The organism is Bacteroides stercoris ATCC 43183 (genome assembly GCF_025147325.1).
Lineage (GTDB): Bacteria > Bacteroidota > Bacteroidia > Bacteroidales > Bacteroidaceae > Bacteroides > Bacteroides stercoris.
This window is the reverse complement of the sequence record NZ_CP102262.1, coordinates 2,478,023-2,502,089: the sequence shown is the minus strand read 5'-3', so window position 1 is coordinate 2,502,089 and position 24,067 is coordinate 2,478,023. Positions and strand designations below refer to the sequence as shown.

20 protein-coding genes and 1 pseudogene are annotated in these 24,067 nt (G+C 42.3%); 10 read left to right on the top strand and 11 right to left on the bottom strand.

The window, feature by feature from the left end; all coding sequences use genetic code 11:
- Nucleotides 1-31: 31 nt before the first annotated feature.
- From NQ565_RS10240 to NQ565_RS10225, 4 genes and pseudogenes are all read right to left on the bottom strand, one after another.
- Nucleotides 32-1,138 carry an isochorismate synthase gene (locus tag NQ565_RS10240; protein WP_040315582.1) on the bottom strand — a complete coding sequence of 369 codons (1,107 nt, stop codon included), beginning with the start codon at nucleotides 1,136-1,138 and terminating at the stop codon, nucleotides 32-34.
- Nucleotides 1,139-1,457: 319 nt separating this feature from the next.
- Nucleotides 1,458-2,243, bottom strand: a complete 786-nt coding sequence (locus tag NQ565_RS10235; protein WP_081448459.1) for a DNA-binding domain-containing protein — start codon at nucleotides 2,241-2,243, stop codon at nucleotides 1,458-1,460.
- An 85-nt stretch (nucleotides 2,244-2,328) separates the two neighbouring features.
- Nucleotides 2,329-2,889: pseudogene (locus tag NQ565_RS10230) on the bottom strand (leucine-rich repeat domain-containing protein); the annotation flags it as partial.
- Between the two features lie 236 nt (nucleotides 2,890-3,125).
- Nucleotides 3,126-4,016, bottom strand: a complete 891-nt coding sequence (locus NQ565_RS10225; RefSeq protein WP_074713728.1) for an Abi family protein — start codon at nucleotides 4,014-4,016, stop codon at nucleotides 3,126-3,128.
- Nucleotides 4,017-4,092: 76 nt separating this feature from the next.
- Between NQ565_RS10225 and NQ565_RS10220 the strand changes: the two genes are divergently transcribed.
- The 10 genes from NQ565_RS10220 to NQ565_RS10175 all read left to right on the top strand — a co-directional run bounded on the left by NQ565_RS10220 (nucleotide 4,093) and on the right by NQ565_RS10175 (nucleotide 15,106).
- A complete protein-coding gene (locus NQ565_RS10220) occupies nucleotides 4,093-4,434 on the top strand; it encodes an ISAon1 family transposase N-terminal region protein (RefSeq protein WP_005653242.1) in 342 nt (113 codons plus the stop codon).
- 10 nt (nucleotides 4,435-4,444) lie between these two features.
- Nucleotides 4,445-5,413 (top strand): ISAon1 family transposase, encoded by a 969-nt coding sequence (locus NQ565_RS10215; protein ID WP_005654137.1) that lies wholly within the window; start codon nucleotides 4,445-4,447, stop codon nucleotides 5,411-5,413.
- A 384-nt stretch (nucleotides 5,414-5,797) separates the two neighbouring features.
- Nucleotides 5,798-7,756, top strand: a complete 1,959-nt coding sequence (locus NQ565_RS10210; RefSeq protein WP_005653249.1) for a hypothetical protein — start codon at nucleotides 5,798-5,800, stop codon at nucleotides 7,754-7,756.
- A 13-nt stretch (nucleotides 7,757-7,769) separates the two neighbouring features.
- The gene (locus tag NQ565_RS10205; RefSeq protein ID WP_005653251.1) at nucleotides 7,770-8,699 is read left to right on the top strand and encodes a hypothetical protein; all 930 of its coding nucleotides are present in this window, start codon (nucleotides 7,770-7,772) and stop codon (nucleotides 8,697-8,699) included.
- A 13-nt stretch (nucleotides 8,700-8,712) separates the two neighbouring features.
- On the top strand, nucleotides 8,713-11,247 hold the full coding sequence (locus tag NQ565_RS10200) for an Hsp70 family protein (protein ID WP_005653252.1): 2,535 nt from the start codon (nucleotides 8,713-8,715) through the stop codon (nucleotides 11,245-11,247).
- Between the two features lie 7 nt (nucleotides 11,248-11,254).
- Nucleotides 11,255-11,554 (top strand): hypothetical protein, encoded by a 300-nt coding sequence (locus NQ565_RS10195; protein ID WP_005653254.1) that lies wholly within the window; start codon nucleotides 11,255-11,257, stop codon nucleotides 11,552-11,554.
- Nucleotides 11,538-11,984 carry a hypothetical protein gene (locus NQ565_RS10190; RefSeq protein ID WP_005653256.1) on the top strand — a complete coding sequence of 149 codons (447 nt, stop codon included), beginning with the start codon at nucleotides 11,538-11,540 and terminating at the stop codon, nucleotides 11,982-11,984. Before NQ565_RS10195 ends, NQ565_RS10190 begins: the two co-directional genes overlap by 17 nt.
- Nucleotides 11,985-11,995: 11 nt before the next feature.
- Nucleotides 11,996-13,780, top strand: coding sequence for an AAA family ATPase (locus NQ565_RS10185; protein WP_005653258.1), 1,785 nt, complete (start codon nucleotides 11,996-11,998; stop codon nucleotides 13,778-13,780).
- 12 nt (nucleotides 13,781-13,792) lie between these two features.
- Nucleotides 13,793-14,269, top strand: a complete 477-nt coding sequence (locus NQ565_RS10180; protein WP_005653259.1) for a tellurite resistance TerB family protein — start codon at nucleotides 13,793-13,795, stop codon at nucleotides 14,267-14,269.
- 12 nt (nucleotides 14,270-14,281) lie between these two features.
- Nucleotides 14,282-15,106 (top strand): hypothetical protein, encoded by an 825-nt coding sequence (locus tag NQ565_RS10175; RefSeq protein ID WP_139168194.1) that lies wholly within the window; start codon nucleotides 14,282-14,284, stop codon nucleotides 15,104-15,106.
- A gap of 66 nt (nucleotides 15,107-15,172) precedes the next feature.
- Here the strand turns inward: NQ565_RS10175 and mobV are convergent, their stop codons facing one another.
- From mobV to NQ565_RS10140, 7 genes are all read right to left on the bottom strand, one after another.
- Nucleotides 15,173-17,206, bottom strand: a complete 2,034-nt coding sequence (mobV, locus tag NQ565_RS10170) for a MobV family relaxase (RefSeq protein WP_005653263.1) — start codon at nucleotides 17,204-17,206, stop codon at nucleotides 15,173-15,175.
- A gap of 189 nt (nucleotides 17,207-17,395) precedes the next feature.
- Entirely contained in the window at nucleotides 17,396-18,418 is a 1,023-nt protein-coding gene (locus NQ565_RS10165; RefSeq protein ID WP_005653265.1) for a DUF6371 domain-containing protein, read from the bottom strand.
- A gap of 122 nt (nucleotides 18,419-18,540) precedes the next feature.
- Nucleotides 18,541-19,905, bottom strand: a complete 1,365-nt coding sequence (locus NQ565_RS10160) for a DUF3987 domain-containing protein (RefSeq protein WP_005653268.1) — start codon at nucleotides 19,903-19,905, stop codon at nucleotides 18,541-18,543.
- A 4-nt stretch (nucleotides 19,906-19,909) separates the two neighbouring features.
- Complete coding sequence (locus tag NQ565_RS10155; protein ID WP_005653270.1) at nucleotides 19,910-20,281, bottom strand: helix-turn-helix domain-containing protein; 372 nt, start codon at nucleotides 20,279-20,281, stop codon at nucleotides 19,910-19,912.
- Nucleotides 20,282-20,389: 108 nt separating this feature from the next.
- Nucleotides 20,390-21,157, bottom strand: a complete 768-nt coding sequence (locus NQ565_RS10150) for a hypothetical protein (protein ID WP_005653272.1) — start codon at nucleotides 21,155-21,157, stop codon at nucleotides 20,390-20,392.
- A 366-nt stretch (nucleotides 21,158-21,523) separates the two neighbouring features.
- Entirely contained in the window at nucleotides 21,524-22,645 is a 1,122-nt protein-coding gene (locus NQ565_RS10145; protein WP_005653273.1) for a site-specific integrase, read from the bottom strand.
- Nucleotides 22,646-22,773: 128 nt separating this feature from the next.
- Complete coding sequence (locus NQ565_RS10140; RefSeq protein WP_040315584.1) at nucleotides 22,774-23,724, bottom strand: helix-turn-helix domain-containing protein; 951 nt, start codon at nucleotides 23,722-23,724, stop codon at nucleotides 22,774-22,776.
- Between the last annotated feature and the right edge of the window lie 343 nt (nucleotides 23,725-24,067).

Below are 24,067 nucleotides of genomic sequence, written 5' to 3'. Positions count from 1 at the left end.
GTTCAATAATTAAAGATTAGCGATTTATGGATTATAGGGACATGCTTACCAACCGTTTCATGGTCTGCAACTTCTTTTCCGTTTCCAGCCATTCGTCATTCAGTTCCGAAGAAGCCAGCAGTCCGCCGCCGGCATAGAAAGACAACTGCCCGTTTTCGATGTGCATGCACCGCAGGTTCACGTATAAATCCGTCTTGCCGTCAGGGTCGAGCCACCCGATGAAACCGGAATAATAACGACGGTCATACCCTTCGTTGTCCAGTATAAAACGGTATGCCTCCTCTTTCGGCAGACCGCACACGGCAGGGGTCGGATGCAGAAGCTCCAGAAGGCTTCCCAAACGGTTGTTATCTTTCAAGGTGAAACGGAAACTCGTTTTCAGGTGCGACAGTGCTCCGGCATAAGCGGGATACGGACCGCTCTCCGTGGGATGAATGCCCGATGACAGAAGCTGCCGACGGATATAAGACACCACATAGTCCTGCTCCTGCCGGTTCTTCTCGCCCCATTCCTGCGGCAGTCTGCCATCCTGCAAAGGTTGGGTTCCCGCCAATGCCACGGTGCTCCACTCGTTTTTCTCCCCGGATAAGATAATCTCAGGGGTACTACCCATCCAGACACCTGTCCGGGGCGTATAGCATAAGTATATATAAGAATGAATATAATGCTTGCATGCCGCACGGAACACTGCCGAGGGAGAGAAACCCGGGCACTGCCCGATGACGGATTTGCGGGAAAGGACCAATTTGTCAAACTGCTTGCTGCGCAAGGCTTCTATAAATGTCCGGAAGCATGCTTCGTACTCTTCCGTGCAAGCTTCTGAAAATGTTTCCCTGCCTTGACGCAACCGGAAAGCTTCCAGCTCCTCTTCCGCGTACTCGCCAAGCGGCAAAGGCTGTCCCCACTGCTCCGGCTGTATCAGCACAATCGGGCACGACTCGCTTGCACGGAACGGTGCAATGACGAAACCGCGTGCCCCGTCCAAGTCTTTAAGGTCATACAACAGACGGACGCTTCCCGACGCTTGTGTCAGCAAACGGGGAGTGTCCTCACCGGGAATACGATAAACGGCAAAAGGCTGTTCCTGCCGGATCAAGGTATCAATAGCTTTCAGATTACTTATTTCTTTGTCAATCATCTTCTTTTGTAAAAGCATAAAACCACTTGCAGAGTTCAGGTACGCTGCATGGTTTTAATTCGGATGACAAAGATACAAAATCCTTTTTATAGAGATAGAAAGCGAAAGTATCTTTCCTTATGTATTTTCATTGAGTTACAAAAAGTGTCGTCCATAAGATTCTATGAACAGCACTTTCTATATGTTTCCCACCATAATCGGGAGTAATGACAGATGGCATTATGCAGCCATCCCGAACAGTTCTATGCAGCTACCCTGCACAAGGCTATGCAGTCATACTGCACAGTACTGTGCAGCGTGGCTGCATACCAACTCTTGTTTATCCGAGAGGATTTTCTTCTTCACCGCCGGACGAACCGCCTCCGCCTTCGGGCGCTTTGCCGATATAAATGGTTTTGGCGGCGCTATGCGGGGTTTTCAGTAATTTAGAACCGGAACCGGAGAATTGCGTCGTCACTTTCAGTTCATACGTACCGTCGGCAAGGCCTGCGGGGATGATGAACGTCAGTCGGGACGGGGCGTTCACGACATAGAGGTCTTCCGTTATTTTTGTTTCCGCACCGGAGGAATCGGTCAGAGTGATGCCTACTGAGGGGTCCGTACCGGCTATTTTCAGTTTACCGCCTGTGAGGGTGAAAGCTCGTCCTGCGGTGGCGCTGGCATCCTGTGCACAGGTGGCGGCATCCTGTACGCCTGTAACGAACATAGCCGCCCCCTTCTCGCCAATGATGCCTACGGTAGTATTCTTTATTGCCTGGCGCAAATCCGCTCCTACATTGAAATTCACCACGATAGAGTTCTTTGCGGGATTCCATTGCGAGTTCTCTATGACACCGCGAAAGCTGACGCTGGCGTAGTAAAGACCCGTATTCACGTTGTAGCCGCTCATGAGCAGGCGTTTGATAACACGTTTCTCCAATTCGAATACGTGCTTGATGGTCTCCTCGCGCAGACCTGAGTCCTCGGCTTTCATCTCGGCGATGATACGTGCCTCGTTTGCACTGCCGATGCTGACGGGGACAAGAATCATGTCTTCCTTGTTATCCACCGTAACGGTATTGTCGGCCAATTGGCCATTGATCTGATATTTGATATTTTCTGCCATAATTTTGATTTGTTTTATGGAATTAATAAAAAGCACTTTTTCTCCGAATGATGTCGACCGGGAAAGGCAAACCGGAAAACGATTATTATTGTACAGTCAAGTCCGCAACCAGTGATTTAAAATAATTTTTCCAGCTATCGTATGCCGATGATGCAGTAGGAAGAACAAACAACCGGCACTGCTCTTTGATAGTGCCCTTATCATGGCTGAAAGTAGTGGCGGTAATAGTCGGTGCGGTTGTCGGATAGCTCTGCACACCTATCAGTTCCGAGCAGTTGTGGAATACATTGTCTCCTAAAGAGGTGACCGTTGCCGGGAGGGAGATTCCAGTCAGTGCCGTACCCGCAAAAGCCCAATCTTCTATCGTTACAGTCTGTTTGGAAAGTACAACGCCATTTAATTTGGTACATCCGTTAAAGGCATATCTCGGTACGACGGTAACACCTTCCGGCAAACACACACGTGTAATGCCGGTACAATTCTGAAAAGCACATTCTCCAAGCGTAGTCAGGCTGACAGGCAGATTATAGGGGTTATCCTGATTTGTTTCTTCCAAGGTCAAAGCGTAACATTTATCAAACGCATTGACACCTATACGGGTTATATTATCGTGGAAGCCTACGGAATGAAGTGAAGTGCAACCATAGAATGTATTATTAGTTGATTATCAGTATTATACGCTATAAACGGTAGAAAAGTGGCAATGTGGATTCTGTGTAGATACGAAAAGTGTGAGATTTAACGTATTTAACTTTCGATTACATCAAAATTACATAGATATGGATTGGATGGAGTCGTTTGAACCGACTCCATAATATGATAAAACCGAAACAAAGAAGACCGTGTAAGAAAGTGAATTATCAGTAGCCATTCCACATGTTATTACCTCCATAATGGTTCCGTTTCCCATCCCTGTGGAAAGCCGAGAGCTTTTAAGTCAATTTCGGGAAACCGAATGAACAACCATGTTAGTTTGGACTGCATATCATTATTGGGGGATATAACATTAAGAAAGTACTTGATGATGCAAAGATCAAAGTAAGCACGCATGGAATCTGTTGGCAGTGTTATCCATTCTCCTTCTGGATTATTGGGAATTGCTGGCTGAATAGCATTCTGTTTGTTCCATACTCTTGAATGATGGCCACAGGCATTTCGAGTAACAGCAATAACCGTAAGCCATGACTCAAACACATTTATAGGTAAACCAAAACGTTTTGCTATGCGTTTGCGTATACGATTTTGTTTAATGTTGCGATAAATGGCATTGACATTTCCAATAGTAAGCAGCTCTCCTAAAATCCACGATGGTGGGTATGGTTCTGAGTAAGTTCGTTTGAAATGGAGAATGAACTCCTCCTTAGATTTGCTATATTCCTTGGATATAGCTCGCATTGTTTCATTGAACTTTGAACTATCCAAGAAATAAGAAGAGTCAGTAAGCCAGAAAGGATTGCCAGTCATATCTGCTGTTATTTGCATCACCGCACGTCTGATAGCAATTTCAATCTTTTCTATTTCATTGAACATGAGCAGTCTCAGTTTCTTGTCAAAGCGATAAAGCATCATCACCTTTTCGAATGTAGAACCTTCCTTGTACAAATGTGCTGTCTTGGGCATCTTCAATAAAGGATACATATAAGCAGACAATCTGTAATAACCAATATTGTCAAGGTACTGTATGGCTTTGTTTCTATCACAAATAAGTAAACCTCGTGATTCAAGCAGATTTACGAGATTTTCTGAAGATTCAAACCGTTTTGTAAAGGGAATAAGGGGTCAATGTAAAAACCTGAGGGGTAATATTTGTAAAAATCCTATCTTTGCATAAAACTAACTCAGAAATCTTATGGACAACAACGGCTACCGTCTCCTTCTTCCTGAAGGGACATTGGATTATTTCATCATCTCGGACGTAAAGGAAAGCGCATCGGAAATAGTGATTTATTTAGAAGAAAAGAATGAAGTTCCTAAAGAATACGCAGGAATGAAAGTTGAGAGCAAGGGTTTTTACGAACCTGTTGTGGTTCAGGATTTCCCCATACGCGGCAAGAAGCTTTTTCTGAACGTGCGCCGGCGCAGGTGGGTTGTCAAGGATGAGAACCGTTACGTGAGCCGTGACTGGAAACTGGTTGCCGGTGGTAGCCGTATGACGCATGAATTTGCGTCTTTTTTAAAAGAATTATATTGATAAGCTGCCGGTGGGCTGCAGGCTGTTGGGAACGCTGTTCGGGGTCGACGGGGAACTGCTCGAGCGGCAATACCGGAATCACCTGAGCGGTTATCTCTGTTGGGAGCAGCTTCCTCATGCCGAAGAATGGCTTCTTTTCGAGAAGAACATCGGTGTTTATGTGGGACTGGATGAAGTCTGCCTTTCCCGCGGAGAATTATATACCGTGTTGATAAACAAGGAGAGAAAAGGCCGTTCGGGCAGTCTTATCGCCGTTGTGAAAGGAACAGATGTAAAGACCGTGACCTCCGTACTGCTCCGTCTTTCCCGCCGCAGACGCTTTCAGGTCAGGGAGATAACCATGGATATGGCTCCGAACATGGAGCAGATCGCCCGCCTCTGTTTTCCCGCCGCACGCCGCGTCACAGACCGTTTCCATGTGCAGAAACTCGCTTATGAGGCGGTTCAGGATATGCGCGTTAAAGCACGTTGGGAGGCTTTGGACGAAGAATCTGTTCAGATCGCCCATGCCAAAGCCTGCGGGAAGATATATCATGCGCCGGTCTTTGAAAACGGTGATTCACGCAAACAGCTTCTTTCGAGAAGCATTTACCTGTTATATAAGAAGGAATCCTTGTGGACGGAATCACAGCGCGTACGCGCCGGCATCCTGTTCCGGGAGTATCCCGATATTAAGAAAGCATACTACCTCTCCATGAGGCTCGGACTGATATACCACCAATGCAGGTACAAGGATGCGGCATTGACGCATCTTGCCCGCTGGTATGACGAGGTGGAAAAATCAGGGTTTCTTGCTTTCGGAAGAGTGGCACGTTCCGTACAGATGCATTACCGGGAAATAATCAACTTCTTTGACAGACGTTCAACAAACGCTGCTTCCGAATCGTTCAATGCAAAAATAAAGGAGTTCCGCACACAATTCAGAGGAGTAAAGGACAGAGCTTTCTTCCTGTTCAGACTGGCGAAAATTTATGCATAAGCTATGAATCCCTCAGGTTTTTACGTTGACCCGGAATAAGACTCGCCATATTCAAATGTGTATAAACAAAAAACGCCTCGCACGATTTGAGCATTGTTAAGAGGCTTGGCGAGGACTGACGCTGCAAAGATACGAATAATCATTGATGATACAAACTTTTTAGCAAGAAAAATCACGGAGAAGTGGATTTCTTTGACATATTTATATTTAATAATGTTAAATCGAACTTTGAAATCATACTTTGCCAACCAAACAAAGTGGTTTTCAAGGTAAAAGTATTACCTTTGTAACGTCTATACCCATACCGAAAGCCCCGATGGGCAGAGGTTGGGCAGACATACATATGGTAAAAGGCGTTTTTGTACGCTTTGGTTTTGACGATCGATGAACTTCGCAAATTCAACTGTAAGTCAAAAACAAAGCAATGCAGAACGCCTCATGAGGTGTATTATATACAGCTCTCATTGGCTTCGGACGATTCTATTGTTCGTTGTCAAGAGTGCTTTCTATATACTTACACTGGCGTGGGGCTTTCGGCGTTGCTCGTTTCGACTTACAGGGCAATGCGAAGGCCTATCGATCGTGGAACGAGTGACAGAACAGGCTCCGCGCTTTTTCATATGTATCAGTGAGTGGATTTCGTCAACAAGGGAGTCGGTTGACTTTATTGTTTACGGAATTAGAATGAATATACTACAAAACAATCCATATCGTCAGTTAGGAGTCTATTCAAACTCTCCTACAAAGGAAAGACTGGCTAATCACAATCGCATGAAAGCGTTTTTGAAGGTGGGCAAGTCTGTTTCTTTTCCTTTAGATGTGCCACAATATCTTTCATCCATTAATCGTACAGAAGCTTCAGCGGCAGATGCCGAAGCTAAACTTACCTTGCCCAAAGACCAAATTTTGCATGCTCAATTTTGGTTTATAAAAACGACTCCATTAGATGAAGTGGCTTTTAATCATCTTTTCGCAGGAGAAATAGATAAAGCTGAGGAAATATGGCAAAAAAGAGAATGTTTATCGGCTTTACAAAATCGTATCGTGTGTGCTTTAATACGCAATAGATATGACTCTGCCATAATGTGTGCCGAAGTTCTGTATGGGAATACACAATACCTTAACCAATTTGTATCTACAATAATTGGAACAGGAGGAAATTTTGATGTATCAAACTTGGCTTTTTCATTTATTGATATACTTTGTGATGAAATAGGCGCAAGCAAACTTTTGCCTTTCATTACCAATAGCTCATGGAAAGAACACATAGGAGAAAAAGCTGTTAAGCCTCTTGTTGATAGCATACAAGAGGCAATCAACATTGCTCAAAAAACCAAAGGAAAAGGTTCAAACGCAAGGCTAAATGCAGGAGAGACATTAAGGAGAAATACAAGGAATGCCATCTTGCAATTAAAAGGTTTCCTCTCCACGAAAGATTTGCAATATCAAATGATTGCAGATAAGTTGGGACTTGAAATTCTGCAATGCGGAATTGACTACTTTAATGATTCTGAAGAGCCTGATGCTGCGCACAAAGCCATGAGCTTGCAGAAATATGCAAAAAGCATTGCTGTAGGACAAATGGCAAAAGATAGATGTAAAGAGAATGTTGATATTCTTCAAAGGATTATTGACAATTTACCACCATCTGAAGTTTTTGTGGAAGATAGAGCTATTCATGAGGAATTGCGTAAATACTGCTTGTTACCAGATAAAATCTGCCATGCTGTTACGTTGCTAAATAATACGAAGCCGCATATTCAGTCTATAAAGCGCAAACTTGGCGTATCTAATTCCTATTATCTTAAAATTTCAACACAAGTAGTAGGTAACGCTCTAAGTAATGTTATCGCTGAGGTTAATGAGGCTCAATCCATATTTAGCGTAGACAAGGATGACCCAAATGCAGCGTTAGCGGCTATACTTGGAATAACCCATGTAAAATCAGTATTGGAAGAAGCATGGAAAGCCACGAAAATAATGGATGGCTTCGATATGGAGGCTGATTATAAGAGTGGTAGATACTGCGAGAATCGTTCTATACTAAAAGGGTTATGTGAACAATTGGGTGTCTCTACATCTACTTACACACCAAGAACATCAACACCAAGAACAACTCAGAGTAAACCAACTTCAACAGCACGTTCTTATTCTTCTACAACAAATAGAACATCAAACAGACAACAAAGTTCTACTACCTCTAATAGCTCAGACAACGGATGCATTTTAGGACTTATTTTGGGGGGACTTGGCTTAGTCATAGGAGCTGCCGTTGGCGGAGTTGGTGGAGCCATTGTTGGTGCTATTATCGGTTTTGGAATATGGGGTAAAATATCAGATTAAATAAGCAAACAATATGAAATATTATTTTTTAAGCACAATTTTCCTTTTAGGATTTGGTTTTAGTACATTAAAAGCTGAGGATATTTCAAAAAAAGTTGAGTCTTTGAGAATAGAGGTCAACAGTTTAAAGGTTCAAAAAGAATACCTTCGCCAGGAATTTAATGTCTTGTCGTCAAAGAATGCTAAGACGGAAAGGCAAATATCGGAATTTCAGTCAGCAAATAAGAAGTTGGTCTCTACTATAGATAGCCTACGAAATGAATGCAGTACACTTGTAGCTAATCAAAAAACAGACAAGTCGGAACTCGTCAATAGTATTGACAAAACAAACGAATTGATTCAAGCGACAGAAAATGTACTTTCTTCACGCACAGTGTGGGGGGCTTGTGGCTTAGCCATACTACTTATGGCAATAATAGCCACTGTTTTCGCATTTTTTAAGAAGATTAAATTGGGTACGACATCTATAGGTGATGTTCGTAAAGCACAAGAGGCTTTACAAGCAGCTCAAACTAAAATGCAAGAAGAATCGGTAAAGTTAGACAACCAACTCCTTGCTATTGTTCAAAAACAACTTGATGCTTCTGTATCACAATCAAACAAAGCTACAGGAGAACCAGATCATTCACTTGTGGTAAAGCTTGCAGATGAAATTGCAAGAATAGAAACGAACCTTTCAAAGATGGATAAATCTGTAAGAGGTTATAAGCAACTTGTTCAAGCAAAAGACCGCATGATAAACAATGTACGTGCAAACGGATACGAAATCATTAGTTTGCTTGGACAGGAATATAACGATGGCATGCAATTCCAAACGAGATTTGTTCCTGACGAAAGCTTACCAGAAGGCAAGCGTATAATCACAGGAATGATTAAGATGCAGGTTAATTATAATGGTAAGATGATACAACCTGCTGAAATCGTAGTAAGTCAAAACATTTAAAAATACTATAACTATGGCAAGAATCAAAATAGACTATGGCATAGACCTTGGTACGACAAACTCGGCTATAGCCAGAATGGAGAATGGTGAGTCTGTTATCAAACAGACTAAAAACCTTATGGACACATTGCCTTCTTGTGTCTATTTCTCAAAGAACAAGAAGGGGGAACGTGCCTTGCGTATTGGCATGAAAGCAAAAGATTCTGTATATTCAGATGCTATCACGGCTTTGAGCAAGAATGAGCCTCCAAAAGAGTGTGGATATTTGGAGTTTAAGCGTGAAATGGGTTCTGATAAGAAGTATTCCAATGAGAATATGCCCAAGGAAAGCTATTCCCCAGAAGAACTTTCTGCAGAAGTCTTGAAAGAACTGAAAAGCCTTATCAATGATGAAACGGTCAATTCGGTGGTTATTACAGTGCCAGCCATGTTTACCGCAATACAAAAAGATGCCACAATGAAGGCGGCACGTATTGCAGGCTTCAAGCAATGTGAATTGTTACAGGAGCCTATAGCTGCTTGTATGGCATATGGTTTGTCAAGTGAGAAGAAAGATGGCAAATGGTTGGTTTTTGACTTTGGAGGTGGAACTTTTGATGCGGCTTTGGTTAAGGTCGAAGATGGCATTTTGACGGTGTTCGATACAGAAGGTGACAACTACCTTGGTGGCAAGAATCTTGATGAAGCTGTTGTCAACAAAATTCTTATGCCAAGTTTGAAAGAAGATTATGCCCTATCTTCATACGAGACTACGGAATGGAAGAAGAAAGCCTTAATGGATGCTCTTAAAGGTCCAGCCGAGGAACTGAGAATAGCATTGTCATTTGCTGACAGCGCAGATTATTCCACTTATGATCGCAACTTAAACCTGGGACAAGATGACAATGGCGAGGATATTGACCTTGAAATTTCAATTACAAAAGACCAGCTTATTGACGCTATTGGCGAACAGTACCAAAAAGCTGTCAATATTTGTAAGAATCTTTTGAAACGAAATGGACTTACTGGAAAAGACTTGTCTTCCCTCATACTTGTTGGTGGACCAACCTATTCGCCAATAATTCGTGATATGTTGAAAGAAGAAGTTACGCAAAATGTTGATACCAGTATTAACCCAATGACCGCAGTTGCACGTGGTGCTGCTCTTTATGCTTCTACAATAGACGCAAATATTAATGAGGCTGAAATTAAAAAGGAAGCAAAGGCGGATATTGTGTTCCTGCAAGTTGGCTATGAATCAACATCGGTCGAATCATCAGAATGGGTAAGCATCAGCATTGACAAGGAAAAGACAGGGAACAATAGTCCTAACGAGTTATCTATCGAATTGCAACGTGCAGATGGCGCATGGAGAAGTGACCGAATTTCTGTAGATACAAATGGCAATGTTATTGAGGCATTCTTGCTTGAAGGTAAGCCAAACACATTTAAAGTAAAGGCTTACAATCAGCAAGGCAATGCTGTTGAGATTTTCCCTTCTGAATTTACCATTATCCAAGGTGTCAAAGTAGGTGCTGCACCTCTTCCTTATAATATAGGTATAGCAGTTTACAATGACATCAAGAAGCGTGGTGTATTCTTACCAGCCAAAGGGTTAGAAAAGAACAAGCCTCTGCCTGCCGTAGGTGTTGTGCCTGATAGAAAAACAACACAGGCATTGCGCCCAGGAGTTTCTACTGACGTGTTGTCTATACCTGTTTATCAAGTATCAGGCTTAGAAGCCGAAGGAAAAACAGCTGCATTAAATACGCAAATATCTAATGTGGTTGTTACTGGTGATGACGTTGAACAGCTCATCCCAGAAGATTCCAATGTGGAAATCACTCTGCATGTTGATTCCTCAGAAATGATGACAATGGAGGTGTATTTCCCATCTGTAGACTTCACGGTAAAAAAAGAACTTGACTTAAGCAAACGTGAGTCTTCTGAGGATGCTATTTCGTGGGTAAACAAAGAATTGGGTTCTGCTCAAAGAAGTATAGAGGCATTGCTTTCTTCTGGTATCTCTGTCGAAGAGTTGAATAAAGAACTTGATGCCGTAAAAGAATTAGCTTCAAGTGGTAACGACCCTATGCGTACTCAATCTAATTTAAAGGAAGTTCTACGAAAAATTGAGGAGCTTGACGATAGTACAGAATGGCAACGTGTAGAAAGAGAACTTCGAGAAGAATTTGACAGACTGGAGAAAGCACAAAACGACTTAGGTAATGACAAGTCAGCTCAATTGGTCAATCAAATCCGTAGTCAAGTAGATAATGTCATTCGAGTGAAGGATGCTAAACTTGGTCGTGAAATCCTTGATCAAATCAGCAGTTTGTTTGTTCATTTAACTTTGGTATATCAGTGCATGGGACTTATCCGTGATTGCCATAATCGTTTTGGAACAATTCGTTGGAAAGACGCGTCAAGAGCTCGCCAACTTATCAACAGAGGTTTGGAAGATATTAACAATCAGCCGTCTGTTGACAAACTTCACCCAATAGCATGTGGTCTTATTGATCTTATGCCGAATGAAGAAGCAGCTAACGCTGGAGGACTTTTAAAATAGAACACAAATGAGAATAGAAGATGCTTCGAAAAAGCTCAAATTTCATAACGATTTGTTAGGAAGAAGCCTAAGTGGTGCGAGTATAGATGAATTAATAATTGCACCTACCGATATGGATTTGAGACAACAATTTGAAAAAATGTATGTTAGCAGTTTAGATGCACAAATGGCAATAAAGCCTTTTGTCGCTGAGGATGTTGACGTTTGGGTGGTATTTGATAAGAAGCGTATCCATGAACAGGGAGTGCTTATTTCCACATCATTAGACAAAACATTAAAAATGTTATCAAATGGAAACTACATTTAGTTCCTTATTGGAACATATAGAAACATTTCCTGTTAATGCGGAAGTCAATAAAAAGGAAGAAGAACTGTATTGCGCAACTGCTTTTATAACGCTTTTGCAGTCTGGACTTCTTACTCAAGAAGTTGATGAAAGTGGAGATGGATTGACTAAAAAACAAGATGTTTTAGATTTTAAAGATTTCGAATCTCAAAGTGCTTTAAAATGTCTTGCAAAAATTATGCAGTATGATTTACCTGAAGGTATTAGGGATAAACTTCTATACCTAAAGCCAAAAGTTGAGGAACTATCAAGATTAAATCATTATATTGCTATCAACAATCGTCAGATGCAGGAAACGCTTTTAACAGCATTGAAAAGAAACAATTCAAATTCGGGTTGTATGGTAACAATGCTTATACTTGTGGGCATAGCATTATTGAATCTTCTATAATACATTAACATATGTACTTCAAAAAGAACGACAAAATTGGCATATACACAGTAGCGTTTCCGCATAAGCAAGGGTCTTATGCGGAAACCTATCGTGTAAAAGATACAAGTGGCAAGACACGCTTCTTGAAACTTATCAATTACTCAAAACTCAATCGTAATCAGATCGATGATAATGGTAGAGTGATAGAGGTTGAAATTGCCAAACTATTGAATCACCATAATCTTTGTCAGTTTATAGACTCTGGCAATATGATGATGAACGGAAGTCAATATGCTTGGTTCGTCACCGAATTTGTAAGCGGAGAAACTTTGTCACAGAGAATTATCCGTGATGATGAAATCAGCGTTTATGAGATAAAAACAATAGCAAAGGCGGTATTGTCAGCATTGTCATTTCTGCATTCACAGCCAATTCCTGTTATCCATAATGAGGTGACGACACAAAACGTATTCCTTAATCTCGTTGGAGAATTACAGGATTTGAAACTTATAGATTTTGGATATGCAAGATTCTTGAACCAGTCACCAGCCAAGCCTGACTTGGATGAATTAAATCCATTCTATCTTGCGCCAGAACGTTTTTCTGGAGTCTGTTCTATTCAGACAGACCTCTATTCTGTTGGAGTGATGATGTACCATCTCCTTTATGGAGAGTTGCCTTGGTTTTTAGATTTTTCAAGAAAGCGTGGGCAAGATGTTATTGATTCCATCTTGGCAGAACGAGACAAAGAACTTGTACTCACAAAAGAGGATAAGTATGAACTTGACGACCAACTGCTGAATGTGATAGCAAAATCTTTAAGCTATGATAGCGAAGATAGATTTCAAAGTGCAGATGAGTTTATAAAGGCTATTGACGGAGATGTAAAGATAGAACGCCAATCTACGAAACGTAAGATTTTATCACAACAGCAATCCGACAATACGCCAGTTTCTTCCGCTATCAAAAAGAAAGGTGAAGGTTTTGCCGCAGTTGCCGGAATGGAAGAGTTGAAACAACAAATGCGTGAAGAAGTTATCGAACCTCTCCACAATCCCGAAGAATACCATCGCTATGGTGTAACTATTCCAAATGGGATGTTGCTGTATGGTCCTCCTGGTTGTGGAAAGACATTTTTTGCAAAACACTTTGCAGAAGAGGTCGGATTCAACTTTATGTGCATCACGCCAGCTACTCTAAAGAGCCGTTATGTTAATGCTACGCAAGAGAATATTGCCAAGATGTTTAAAGAGGCTGAGGAGAACGCACCAACCGTGATTTTCATTGACGAGATGAATGAACTTGTTCCTAATCGAGATGATGGGAACGTGCATGAAATGTCAAGAAGTGCAGTGAATGAGATGTTGGCTCAAATGGATAGAACTGGAGAAAAAGGCATATTCATTATTGGGGCAACCAACTATCCAAATATGATTGACCCTGCGATTTTGCGCGCGGGTCGTTTGGATAAAAAGTATTACATTGGTGTGCCTGACATAGAAGCTCGAATAGCATTGTTCAGGTTGTACTTGAAAAAACGCCCTTACGATTTTGGATTAGACTATCATCAATTAGCTGATATGACCCAAGGTTATGTCTCAGCTGATATACAACTGATAGTCAATGATGCGTCACGAAATGCACTTCGCCAACATAGCAAAATAACAATGGAGCTATTGAAAGTTGCAATTACAAACACTGCTCCTTCACTTAGCAACAATGAATTACGCAAATACGAGCGCATTCGAGCTATGATGAATGGTGAAGAAATGAAGAAGTCCGATGATAGACCTCGTATAGGTTTTAACGTTTAAATAATTACTGTTATGACAAAAGAAGAATTATACTTGAAAACCATTTTCTGTTGCATCGCTTGTGATGGAGATATTGCTACAGAGGAAGTAGATATGGTTAAAGATTTGTGCGCAAAAGACAACATCTTTCACGATGTTGATTCAGAGAAGTACCTCAACTCATGGATTACAGAAATCAATGAGCAAGGTGGAATGTTCTTGCAATCTTATCTTAAAGAACTAAATTCTGTGGATTTGAATGAAACAGAACAGTTACTAATAGTGTCACTTGCCATCAAAGCAATTGAAGCAGACAATCGCATAGAATATGCCGAAGTAAAATTCTTCAAAAAGATACGTTCAAGACTTACGATAAGTGACGAGGCTATATTGGCTGAACATCCTAACAAAGAGGATTTTCTCTTACCTGATATTAACATAACTGAGATTCCTCAATGGGATGATAGTACACATTTTTCGCAAATATCTATTCCTGTCCAAAGCAACTAAACGATAATGACTATGTGGAATCCTTTTAAGAAAAAAGACCCATTAGAGGGACAAAGGGCTAACTATGCTTTAGCATTTGACATTGTTCCAAAAGTTCTGAATGCATTCAACACTGGAAATATGCCATTGACAGAATTGGAAAACGTCTCAACTTTCATGAACTTTGCCGATGACAGCAAGAATATCATAAAATGGAAAAAGATGACGATTTCTGGTACTGATTTCAAAAGCTATCAAGATAAGCATATGATAATAATTCGGTTCCCAGAGCCGTTTACCTTATCAAGTGCAAAGGCTGGAATAATTGTTGTTGATAAAAAATATCATCAAACAAGATACTTTACACTGGAAGCTTCTTTTGGTGGGTGTATGATAGTTGAAATCTCAGGACAAAAGCGCAACAATACAGGTGTTACTGTTGCAGATAAAGAAGACCTTACAGAATTTGCATCTATCGTTTTCAGTTTAGCCATAAAGCAAGACAATAATAATTTTGCATCAACAGAACCTGTCACAAATAAGCCAGAACATGCTGGAACTGGTGAAAGAGTCATAGCATTATCGCTTAATACTCTAATAGAACAAATGTCAGCAAGATACTCTGAATGGAAAGGTCTGTTTACAGTAACTCCTATGGCTGACCATGTTTTGGTTAAATGCCATAAAGGGTTTGATGATACAAATACTCGCAAAGCTATACCATGTTTATGGAGAAGAAAATCCTTTGTTGATAATTGCAAAATGTTTGATGTCAAAAGAATCGTATTTTTAGATTCTGTGAATCGCACTTTCGATGAATTAAAGCCATTGGAAATAGATGCTTCTACACTTCCTTGATTAGAGTATAAGAACTTGCTTTGTCTAATTTCAAACAAAGCAAGTTCTTATGCTCATTATTTTAACTTATAGTGAGAAGCCTCTTGGCTTTTTTCTTAGAACCGCACCCAATCCCACTTTTTGTGTTCCGTCCCAATTCGTAAGTTGGTCAGCGCACCCATTAGAACCGCCAAGTGAAACGTATGTGTCTGCACTACATGACATATGGTCAACAAAAGCGAGAAAGTTGTCAATGGTGTTGTCTGTGAATTGGACTTCATTCGTGGCGAAGAGTTTTGTCCAATTAGTGACGCATTCTTGCTTGAAGTCTGTAAAACCTTTCCACGACATACCAGATAAGAAACTTTTTGCTGCCGAATCTATACTGGCTTTAGAGTCCAATCCAATATTATGCTTTACAGCAGATGCCATAATGCCATAGTATATGGAAGCCGATTCTTTCTCGTTGAAGTTGACTCTGTCTGTTTTTGCAAAGGATGATAAAGCTTCATGTCCCTCATGGATGAACTTGTCAAGCACTCCTATGTATCTATTTTGCCGAGCCATGCTTTCACGTTTGGCTTCGGCTTCTTGCCGAGCCTTTTCTTTTGTTTCTTTCTCCTTACGTGCTTCCACTCGTCTCCATGCGTCTGTCATTTCAGGCTCTTGCCAAATGGCATTCCAGCGAGCCTTCAAATCATTGTACATTTCCATAAGTGTAGTATTATAACTTTTGACACTGGCGAGTTCTTCCTTCGCATAGACAAGTTGAGTAGCCACTCGCTCCACAGCCTTCTCGTCAAGTTGAGAGATGCGTTGTTTGACTTTGTTGTTTTCAGTCTTTAGCGCATCATTCTCGGCACGAAGCGACTTGTTCTCCTCTATCTGCTTATTGAGATTCTGCATATAGTAAGTGTATGTCTTGTTGACAGCCTTGCGTACACCTTCATTCTGCTTGTCACGTTCTGAATTGATGGCTACGACAAGAGCTTTGATAACAGCGTTGATGTTGTTTACACGCTCCTCACGCCACACCTTTTGTCCTATAAGTGCAGGAATAGGGATGGCAAGTTCTTTCTTTACGGCATTCATCGCTTCTTGAACTGGAGCCTTGATGTTGAGAAAAGGAATGGTCAACTCCTTCTTGTCGATTGTGGCAAGTACTGCATATTTCTCCACTTTGTCAAGAGCGACTTTCGCCTGACGTTCAGCTTCAAGCACCACCTTGTTCTTATGCTTGCGTCCTCGCTTCTCTTCCTCTGAAAGTTCATCATAGGAGAAGCCTCTTGCCAAGCCATACTTATGCCCTACCTTGTTGTAATAGTCAGTATGCAGTTGGGAAAGGTATTGTGATTTGTCCTTTGCACGCTCTCCCCACACTTTGGCATAAGAAACCCTTTCAACAACACCCTTTGCCGCTTCCGATTTTGTGTAGTTGTCACGTTCTTCTTTTGGAAGTGCTCTCCATTCCTTTGTTGAAAGAACCTTTTCTGGATTATCCTTGTGAATGTACTTGCTTCCGATGCGCCCACGTTTCTTTACTTGTTCAACAGGCACGGTCTGCACATGGGCATGGATGCTTGTCTCGTCACAATGCACATCAAAGCCGATGACATTCTCTTCTCCCCATTTCTCACATGCAAAACGGTAGGTGTCCAATGCCCAGTCATAGATGCCTTTTTGCAATACAACCTTGCTGTGGTCAGCATTTGGATCTGACGTGTTGAGTTTCTGTTCACCAAAGGCAAGCCTGTTAAGCACATCATGGTCACCACTGAAGATGATGCCGACAGTGCAGTTCGGACTGTTCCTTGAAACTTGGTCGGGACGCTTGGCATCCATATACGGCTTGAAGCCAAGTTCATCAAGTCTGTGCTGCAAGCGTTCATGCAACGGCACAGACTGGGAACCAAGAGGCACAATCTTTCCACCCTTGACTATCTCAAAGTTGAGTCTCTTGCGTGAGTAGTTATAATGGTTGTTCTTGTCTATGTCCGCGTTTTTGAGTTGGTAACGTTTCTCGTCCCAACCTCTGCGTTCCGCCTCGTTGCCCACTTGGGACGAGAACGATTTCTTGTCTGTGCCTACATGGATGGCGGCACGTGGTATGTTTCTTTCCATAAGAATTTCATTTGAGCTTGTAACGTAGTTATTGTATAATTGGAGACAGGTCTCGGGCGGAGCCTGAGCATAATAGAAGGACTTTTTAAGTGAACAGCGTCAGCAGGTGAATCTAAAAGTCCCTATTATGTTTAGGACTTTTTTGAAAGTCCGTCACGCAAGCGTGCTCGCAGATCCTTACCCACTCTGCTATGGTTCTTCCACCAACACCAACCCAAGACTTTCTATCAGATGTTGGAGTGACGGATGTTGCTTTATCAGTCGTTGTAGCGCCATCTGCGGTGTTTCCGTCATCAGAAGGAAGTCTGCAATGTCAAGACCTTTGGTCTTTTGTTCATCGGTGGCATTGTCTTCCAAGATGTTGCTTATGACAACCCTTTTGCAAACAGATTGCAGCAATGGAATTTTTGATTTCCATTTGTCCGTTGCCCCAAGGTCTGGAACCAAAACAACCTCCCGACCGCTTAGGACTTCGACAGCATCTTTATTGAAACATCCGTTCATGCCTCCAGTAGCCAACCATACGAAATCAGATATGAAGTGGGTGGCAATGATGGCTGTCTTTTCGCTCTCCACGATGGCTATTGTCTTGGTCGTGGTTTTATCTGTCAACAGATGTTCGCCAAAGAAGCACTGCCGAAGTGTAAAGTCTGGCAGTTTCAGTTCCGAGTGTACCCAAGTCACCAGGCTGTGGGGTTCCTTGATGCGGTGTCCTGTCTTGTCATCATACTTCATTATCTTGCCAGTGCGCACATTCCCATTGACATCTATCTGCCAAAAGATAGTTGAACCGTCCCATTTCTTTGAAGTGCCGACCTTGTACAAGGCAAACAGCCGTTCTGTCTCCTTTTTGCCAAAGACCGTTGAAATGTATCGGTACAAAGGATTGACAGAATAGCCATGCAGTGTTTGCTCCATCAACTTATTCTCAATGAAAGTTGGAAGAGTTTTCTCTTTCCTGCACTCTTTGATTGGTGTTTTATATCTCCAATCATCATTGCAGTTGGTATCGGGATTGTCCTTGAAATAATCAGACGGAGAATAATGGTAGCCACAACTCTGTTCATGGTCACAACGCCCCACATTGTCAGGGAATACAATCTGTCCTTGCTCGTCAATATATCTTGCAAAGCAACGCTTACGCCCACATTGAGGGCAAGCATATCGGTTGCCCAGCTTGTATTTCTGTAGATGGAATCTATACTCACTCATAAGGCTCTGCACTTGTTGCACCTTGCACTTTCTGCACTTTTGCACTTGTTTGGCACAAAATGCAGCATCTGTTGTGCAAGAGTGCAAGAAGTGCAAAGTGCAAACGGTGCAAGGTGGTGGTTCTACTTCTGTACTTTCTCATAATTGCCTTGCTTGTCTTTGATGATAAAGTTTCTCTGACAGAAGTCTTTGAGCATATACATGACAGTACGTCTTGCAAAACCGAAATCCGCTCCAGCCTTTACTGCTTCAGCAGTTACGAACTTGTTTCCCAACGAGTCAAGTACCTGTTTCTTCACAGGGTCGGTAGCCTCGGTTAAAACGAGGTCATCCATCCTTTTGTATGACTTCTCAAAGTAATCGCTCATCCGTATGGCTGCATTCACGGACTCCGCATCAACAAAATCCTTGTGAGACTCATCACAAGCCCAACGGAACAGTTGGAATATCAAGGCAAGCCGAGCCGTGTTCAAAGGAACTTTTGCAGCACGTGAGTCTATCATTTTTTCATCCGTAATGGCATTCTGCCGTTCTATATCCTCATTCTGCCAATCATAGAATAAATCAATGGCTTCATCAGAGAAGTCAAGAACATTGAAGATGCCTTCCGTAAAAGGAAGAGCCACAGCCTTGTCTATGATCTCTTTCCATACACGGAATGGTCTTTCAATGATTGCAGCATCTTGTTTTGGAACCTTAACCCAAGGAGCAATCTTCAAACTTTTTGGGCATGTGATCAGAAAACGGTCAAGAAAACCATTCTTCTTGAATCCCATATCATAAAGTTCATGCACAATACCAGTCTGGATAGTTCCTACAATCTGTATGCAAGGATAGTCAATGCGTAAAGGACAATCAAGATTACAACGAGATACATCTACTGGCAAGCCATTGTGAGCCGACAGCATCTGTTGTACAAAAGAACTGTTGTTGTATCGGTTGATGGTGTTGAACAGCCCCATTATCTCATCCACCACAACTGCCACACCTCTGAGGTTGGCATCGTGATTGCGCATAAGAATCTCTGGCGTGAAGTCATTCATGATATTCTTATGCAGGACTGGTACAGGAGGTAACGATTCCCATTCCGTCCGTTTTTTGCCCTTGTTTCTCTCCACAATGGCTGCATACTCATTCTTTAGAGCCTTGAACTTATGGTGCTCCTCAGTATCAATGTCGTGCAACGGCTTGTAGGCAAAGTTCAAAGGTGGAGTCTTGCCGACTCCTGGTCTGCCAACAAGAATGACATATAGGATAGGTGAAGTAATCCAATTGCCTTTAATCCGGATATAGCAGGAGTTGCCGACGGCTGCTGCCATAGCGGATATTAGGGAAGTAGCGGTAAACTCAATGGAATAGTTCTCCGTCCTTGCCAAATCAAGAATCATCTGCTGCATCTTCTGGGGGAATACGTCAAGCGGAATTCCAGAAGTGGCTACGCCCGAAGCCTCCGAGCGTAGCTTGTTACAAATTTCAAGCGCATCCATAGCATTACCAGTTTAAGGATTTCGGCTTGCGCTTGTTTCCTGCAAGAATGGCTGCATTCTCCTCCTCTGCCGTGAGAGGTACAGGATTCTTGCGGTTAGTCTCCAGCCACTTGTCAAGTTCATCTTGATAAAGGCAGTAACGCTTGCCTGGCTTGGTGGCAGGAATGCTGCCGTTTCCAAGTTTCATGTAGAGAGTTGCCATCGGCATTTTCAGGTATGCCGATGCTTCCTCCACACTCATAGGTATGTGCGTGTTCGCCTTGTGTGGCTTGTTCTGTGATTGCAGACCGATGATCATCTGCTTCATGCCCACCACTTCATCCCGAAGCTGGGCAACGACCATTGGAAGGTCGTTGAAAGTTAATTCCTTATTCATTCTGATACTTTGTTAATAACTGGTGCAAAGGAACAGAATGATGCTTCCGTTACTGAGGTTCGTGACAGTCATTTGTCATTCACGAAGGAATAACTCTAACAATGGGGATTATTCGGAAGTTTTCTCTGTAACATCATGGAAATCATGTCTACCATTGTCTGGTTCATCAATCGGAATGACATCATTGGAACATGGTGCTTTCAGGTTCTTCAATGTGCTGTAGTCCAAGCCTTCAAACGGCTTTGGAAACAGTGCCTTGACAAAGGCTATTCGCATAGCCATTGTGTAATCACGTTTACCCAAACGCTCTGCGATATTCCACACGAAGTGCCTTAAAGGGATATTCTCAACATTTTCCTTGAAACGGTTTATTGCTGTCGGGGTATAGTTGGGGTCGTTGCTCCATTCCTTGACAGCCTCAATTACCTTATTCAAATCATCCTCATACAGAAACCTTGACATGGTACGGTGCACATAGTCAAGTACGGTTCTTGTTCGCTTATCCTTTTCCTCCTGTGCTTCTTTTTCTTGTGCCTCTACACACTTGGCATAGTCCTCATGACTGTATTTTACAGACTCTGTTTGTGGTAAGGTTTGCTTTGGCTGTTCTTGTTCTGTTGCTGGCTCTGCTTCTACAACGTTTTTATTTGTCTTGCTGTTGCTACCAATGGTCATCAGTTCATAGGGATAATTCACCATAGAAATGAATATCGCCCAAAGCAGGATGTTGCTCCCTACAAAGATGATTGATTCGACAAACAGACTTTGGTGAAAGTCATTGCCTACATACATCGCCACGACAAGAGAGATGGCGAGAATTGCTGTACCAACAAAAGCGTAGATGGTACAATCTGAAGTTGTCTTGTTTTCTATCATTATTGTATTCGTTTTATTGTTATTCGTTCAAAAACTTCCACAAAGTTAGACGCAGAAGCATGTAAAAACCGCATTTACGTTCTCTGGCACTCTTTCTTTTACGCTTTATTAGCGTTCTAATATGATTTCATACTCTGAATCATACTTGAAACTGCTCGTTAGTGCCAGTTGCTGCTTATTGCTGACTACAAAGGTAAGGGCAAAGAAAAGGGATATTTGCAGTTCCTCTTCAATATCTATAGAAATTAGGATGTATTTGTCGAATTGGTTCTATCCACAACCACAAATAGAACCAACAAAATGAGAAAAGGACTATTGGAACACTATCATTCCAACAGTCCTTTTCTGTGTGTTATTGTCAAATGGTTACTTCTTCAAGGTGATGCAGCCAACCGAAGCACGCTTCTGAGCATCGGAAATCTTGGCATACACCTCTGTCGTTGCCACATTCTTGTGACCGAGATAACGCTGCACTACGGCAATACTGGTTCCTGCGTCCAACTGGAGACAGGCAAAGCTGTGGCGTGAGCAATGATAGGAGATATGCTTGGTAATCCCTGCATCTTTCAACCAATTCTTCAGCGGTGCCTGTGTCATGGAGTCTTTGAAATCAGGAAACACCTTGCCACGTTTATCTGGTGAATAGCCTATCAGTTCCAGGGCTTCCTCACTGATGGGGTTATGCACAATGTCCTTTGTCTTCTGCATTCGAGTGGTGACATACATCACACCATCGCTGCCGTATGGCTGTATCTCCTCCCAAGTAAGTTTCTTGATGTCGCTCTTTCTCAATGCAGTAAGACAGGAGAACAGGAAGGCTCGCTTCAATGCAGGGGCGGAGCATGGAGTGGATGCCAAGCGGATAACCTCGTCTTGTGAAAGATGCTCCTTGTCAGTCGGGATTGTCTCGATACGCTCCAAGAAACCGTTCGGGTTCTCCTTTATCTTGCGGTCACGATAGGTTATGTGGATTGAAGCACGGAAAGTTGACCAGTAGTTGGCTGCCGAGTTGATATGCAGCTTTCTGTTCTTATGCAATCCCTGTGGTGCTGTCAGCAAATACTCACGAAATCTGTTGCACAAATCCACGTTTATCTCCCCGAAGGTACACTTGCCTTGCGTGAAGGTACGGAAGTGCATATAGACGTGCTGCCACTTGGAGTTCTTCTTGTCTGCCAGTTTCTTGAAGTAGGCGAGGAAATCTCCTTTCATCTTCTCCTTGTCGAAGAAATCATAACGCTCGTTGACGATAGCCTCAAAGCGACGGCAGCGTATCGCCTCGGCTCTTGTCGTAAGGTTGAGGTTGTACTTCTGTTCCGTCTGGTTCTTCGGCTTGGCATAGATGTAGATGCCAAGCGACTCATGGCGGATGACTTTCATCGTGCTCTCGTCACGATAGCCTGGATAATAGTCAAGATAATAGGACAGCATGTGTCCGTCCTTGATTTTGCGTGTACGCAATGATACGGTCTTGCAAATGTTACTCATAACTGATATGTATTATTGATGATTATTCGTGGTGAAGTGTCTCTTCACGGCTGCAAAATAACTGAATGATACTTCCGTGACTCCCATTATTTGCAGTCATTGATGGATAATGATGAAATCACTTGAAATCACAGTCCTTTTGCTGCCCTTTCTGCCATTGCACGCTCCACATCCGTCTTCAAAAGCAGGTTCTTTACACCCACTTTTACCTTGCTGATATGGTGAACTCTCACGATATGGCAGATGTTGGCACTTGTCAGACCATACAACTGTTGCACCTGTTCGGTGGTATAATAGCTGTCATCGTTCATGAGGTCAGTCCTGCGCAGTTCTTCAAGATGTTCCTTGGAATAATAGGTACGACCATACTCACGTTTGGTGGGTATCTTATGGCGGTAGGTGTATGCCCTGAGTGCCGACTTGCTCATGCTGAAAGCATCCTCTACATCATCAGCAGTCACCCATTCCGTGATACTGTTGAGATCAACGGCAGTACCGAAGAATTCATCAATATGTCGTTTGCTGTAATAGTTCTTGCCAGCGATACGGCACATCGGTATCTGGTTGCGCTTGGCGGATGTATAGAGCCAAGACTTCTTGACCTTATAAATGGACATCACTTCCTCACCCGAATAATAGTCAAGCACCTCATTCTCCTCTTTCCCTTTTATTGGTTCCTGGTTTTGTGTTGGCTTTTCTGTTTTTGCCTTTTTACAGAGCTTGCTCTTGCTGGCAGGAACCACACGCTTGTAGGGATGACCCTCAAACATCTTCTCTATATCAGCCTTTCTAACGAATGCCATTCTGCTGCTCAATCTTGATGCCTTCAACTTGCCGTTAGCCACAAGTTTGTAGATATACTGTCGGGTGCATCCCATCAGAATGGCTGCCTTTGAGAAAGTAAGATACTCCTGATGTTGCAGATCCATGATTGGCTCAATACCGTTAATCAAGTCCTGCTGTCTTTTCTTCCTAAGACGTTTTGCCTCTGCCTGGCATTCCTCGGAACAGTATTTCTGCATACCGCTTCTTGGCACGAATGTCTTGCCACAAAATTCACATTTTCTTGTCGGTCTCATACTCTTTGATATTGCTATGTTCTACATACTTTGAGTATTCCATCGATGGAGTAAACGGAAGTGAACCATTGACAACCTTTGTCAACCCAGTCCACGATATAACGCTTTTTGCCTATCAGCTTCAATTTTGTCCTTCATCGTAACCACTCGTAAACCCTTGTCAACTACGTTCACGATATGACAAAATAAAAGCTCCGCAAATTCTCCACGGTAGAAATACGCTGCAAAAATATGTGGAAAATCGGGAACTGCCAAAAAGCACTCAGAAAGTGTTAAAAATCAAAGAGTATTGAAAATCAAGGTTTTATGTTTAGTTAGTCGTAGTAAGTTATGGTTAGTTATA

Excerpts from the sequence above, each read along its gene's own strand:
- NQ565_RS10240 (WP_040315582.1), bottom strand. The coding sequence starts at position 1,138 with ATGATTGACAAAGAAATAAGTAATCTGAAAGCTATTGATACCTTGATC.
- NQ565_RS10235 (WP_081448459.1), bottom strand. The coding sequence starts at position 2,243 with ATGGCAGAAAATATCAAATATCAGATCAATGGCCAATTGGCCGACAAT.
- NQ565_RS10220 (WP_005653242.1), top strand. The coding sequence starts at position 4,093 with ATGGACAACAACGGCTACCGTCTCCTTCTTCCTGAAGGGACATTGGAT.
- NQ565_RS10210 (WP_005653249.1), top strand. The coding sequence starts at position 5,798 with ATGAACTTCGCAAATTCAACTGTAAGTCAAAAACAAAGCAATGCAGAA.
- NQ565_RS10205 (WP_005653251.1), top strand. The coding sequence starts at position 7,770 with ATGAAATATTATTTTTTAAGCACAATTTTCCTTTTAGGATTTGGTTTT.
- NQ565_RS10200 (WP_005653252.1), top strand. The coding sequence starts at position 8,713 with ATGGCAAGAATCAAAATAGACTATGGCATAGACCTTGGTACGACAAAC.
- NQ565_RS10195 (WP_005653254.1), top strand. The coding sequence starts at position 11,255 with ATGAGAATAGAAGATGCTTCGAAAAAGCTCAAATTTCATAACGATTTG.
- NQ565_RS10190 (WP_005653256.1), top strand. The coding sequence starts at position 11,538 with ATGGAAACTACATTTAGTTCCTTATTGGAACATATAGAAACATTTCCT.
- NQ565_RS10185 (WP_005653258.1), top strand. The coding sequence starts at position 11,996 with ATGTACTTCAAAAAGAACGACAAAATTGGCATATACACAGTAGCGTTT.
- NQ565_RS10180 (WP_005653259.1), top strand. The coding sequence starts at position 13,793 with ATGACAAAAGAAGAATTATACTTGAAAACCATTTTCTGTTGCATCGCT.
- NQ565_RS10175 (WP_139168194.1), top strand. The coding sequence starts at position 14,282 with ATGTGGAATCCTTTTAAGAAAAAAGACCCATTAGAGGGACAAAGGGCT.
- mobV (WP_005653263.1), bottom strand. The coding sequence starts at position 17,206 with ATGGAAAGAAACATACCACGTGCCGCCATCCATGTAGGCACAGACAAG.
- NQ565_RS10165 (WP_005653265.1), bottom strand. The coding sequence starts at position 18,418 with ATGAGTGAGTATAGATTCCATCTACAGAAATACAAGCTGGGCAACCGA.
- NQ565_RS10160 (WP_005653268.1), bottom strand. The coding sequence starts at position 19,905 with ATGGATGCGCTTGAAATTTGTAACAAGCTACGCTCGGAGGCTTCGGGC.
- NQ565_RS10155 (WP_005653270.1), bottom strand. The coding sequence starts at position 20,281 with ATGAATAAGGAATTAACTTTCAACGACCTTCCAATGGTCGTTGCCCAG.
- NQ565_RS10150 (WP_005653272.1), bottom strand. The coding sequence starts at position 21,157 with ATGATAGAAAACAAGACAACTTCAGATTGTACCATCTACGCTTTTGTT.
- NQ565_RS10145 (WP_005653273.1), bottom strand. The coding sequence starts at position 22,645 with ATGAGTAACATTTGCAAGACCGTATCATTGCGTACACGCAAAATCAAG.
- NQ565_RS10140 (WP_040315584.1), bottom strand. The coding sequence starts at position 23,724 with ATGAGACCGACAAGAAAATGTGAATTTTGTGGCAAGACATTCGTGCCA.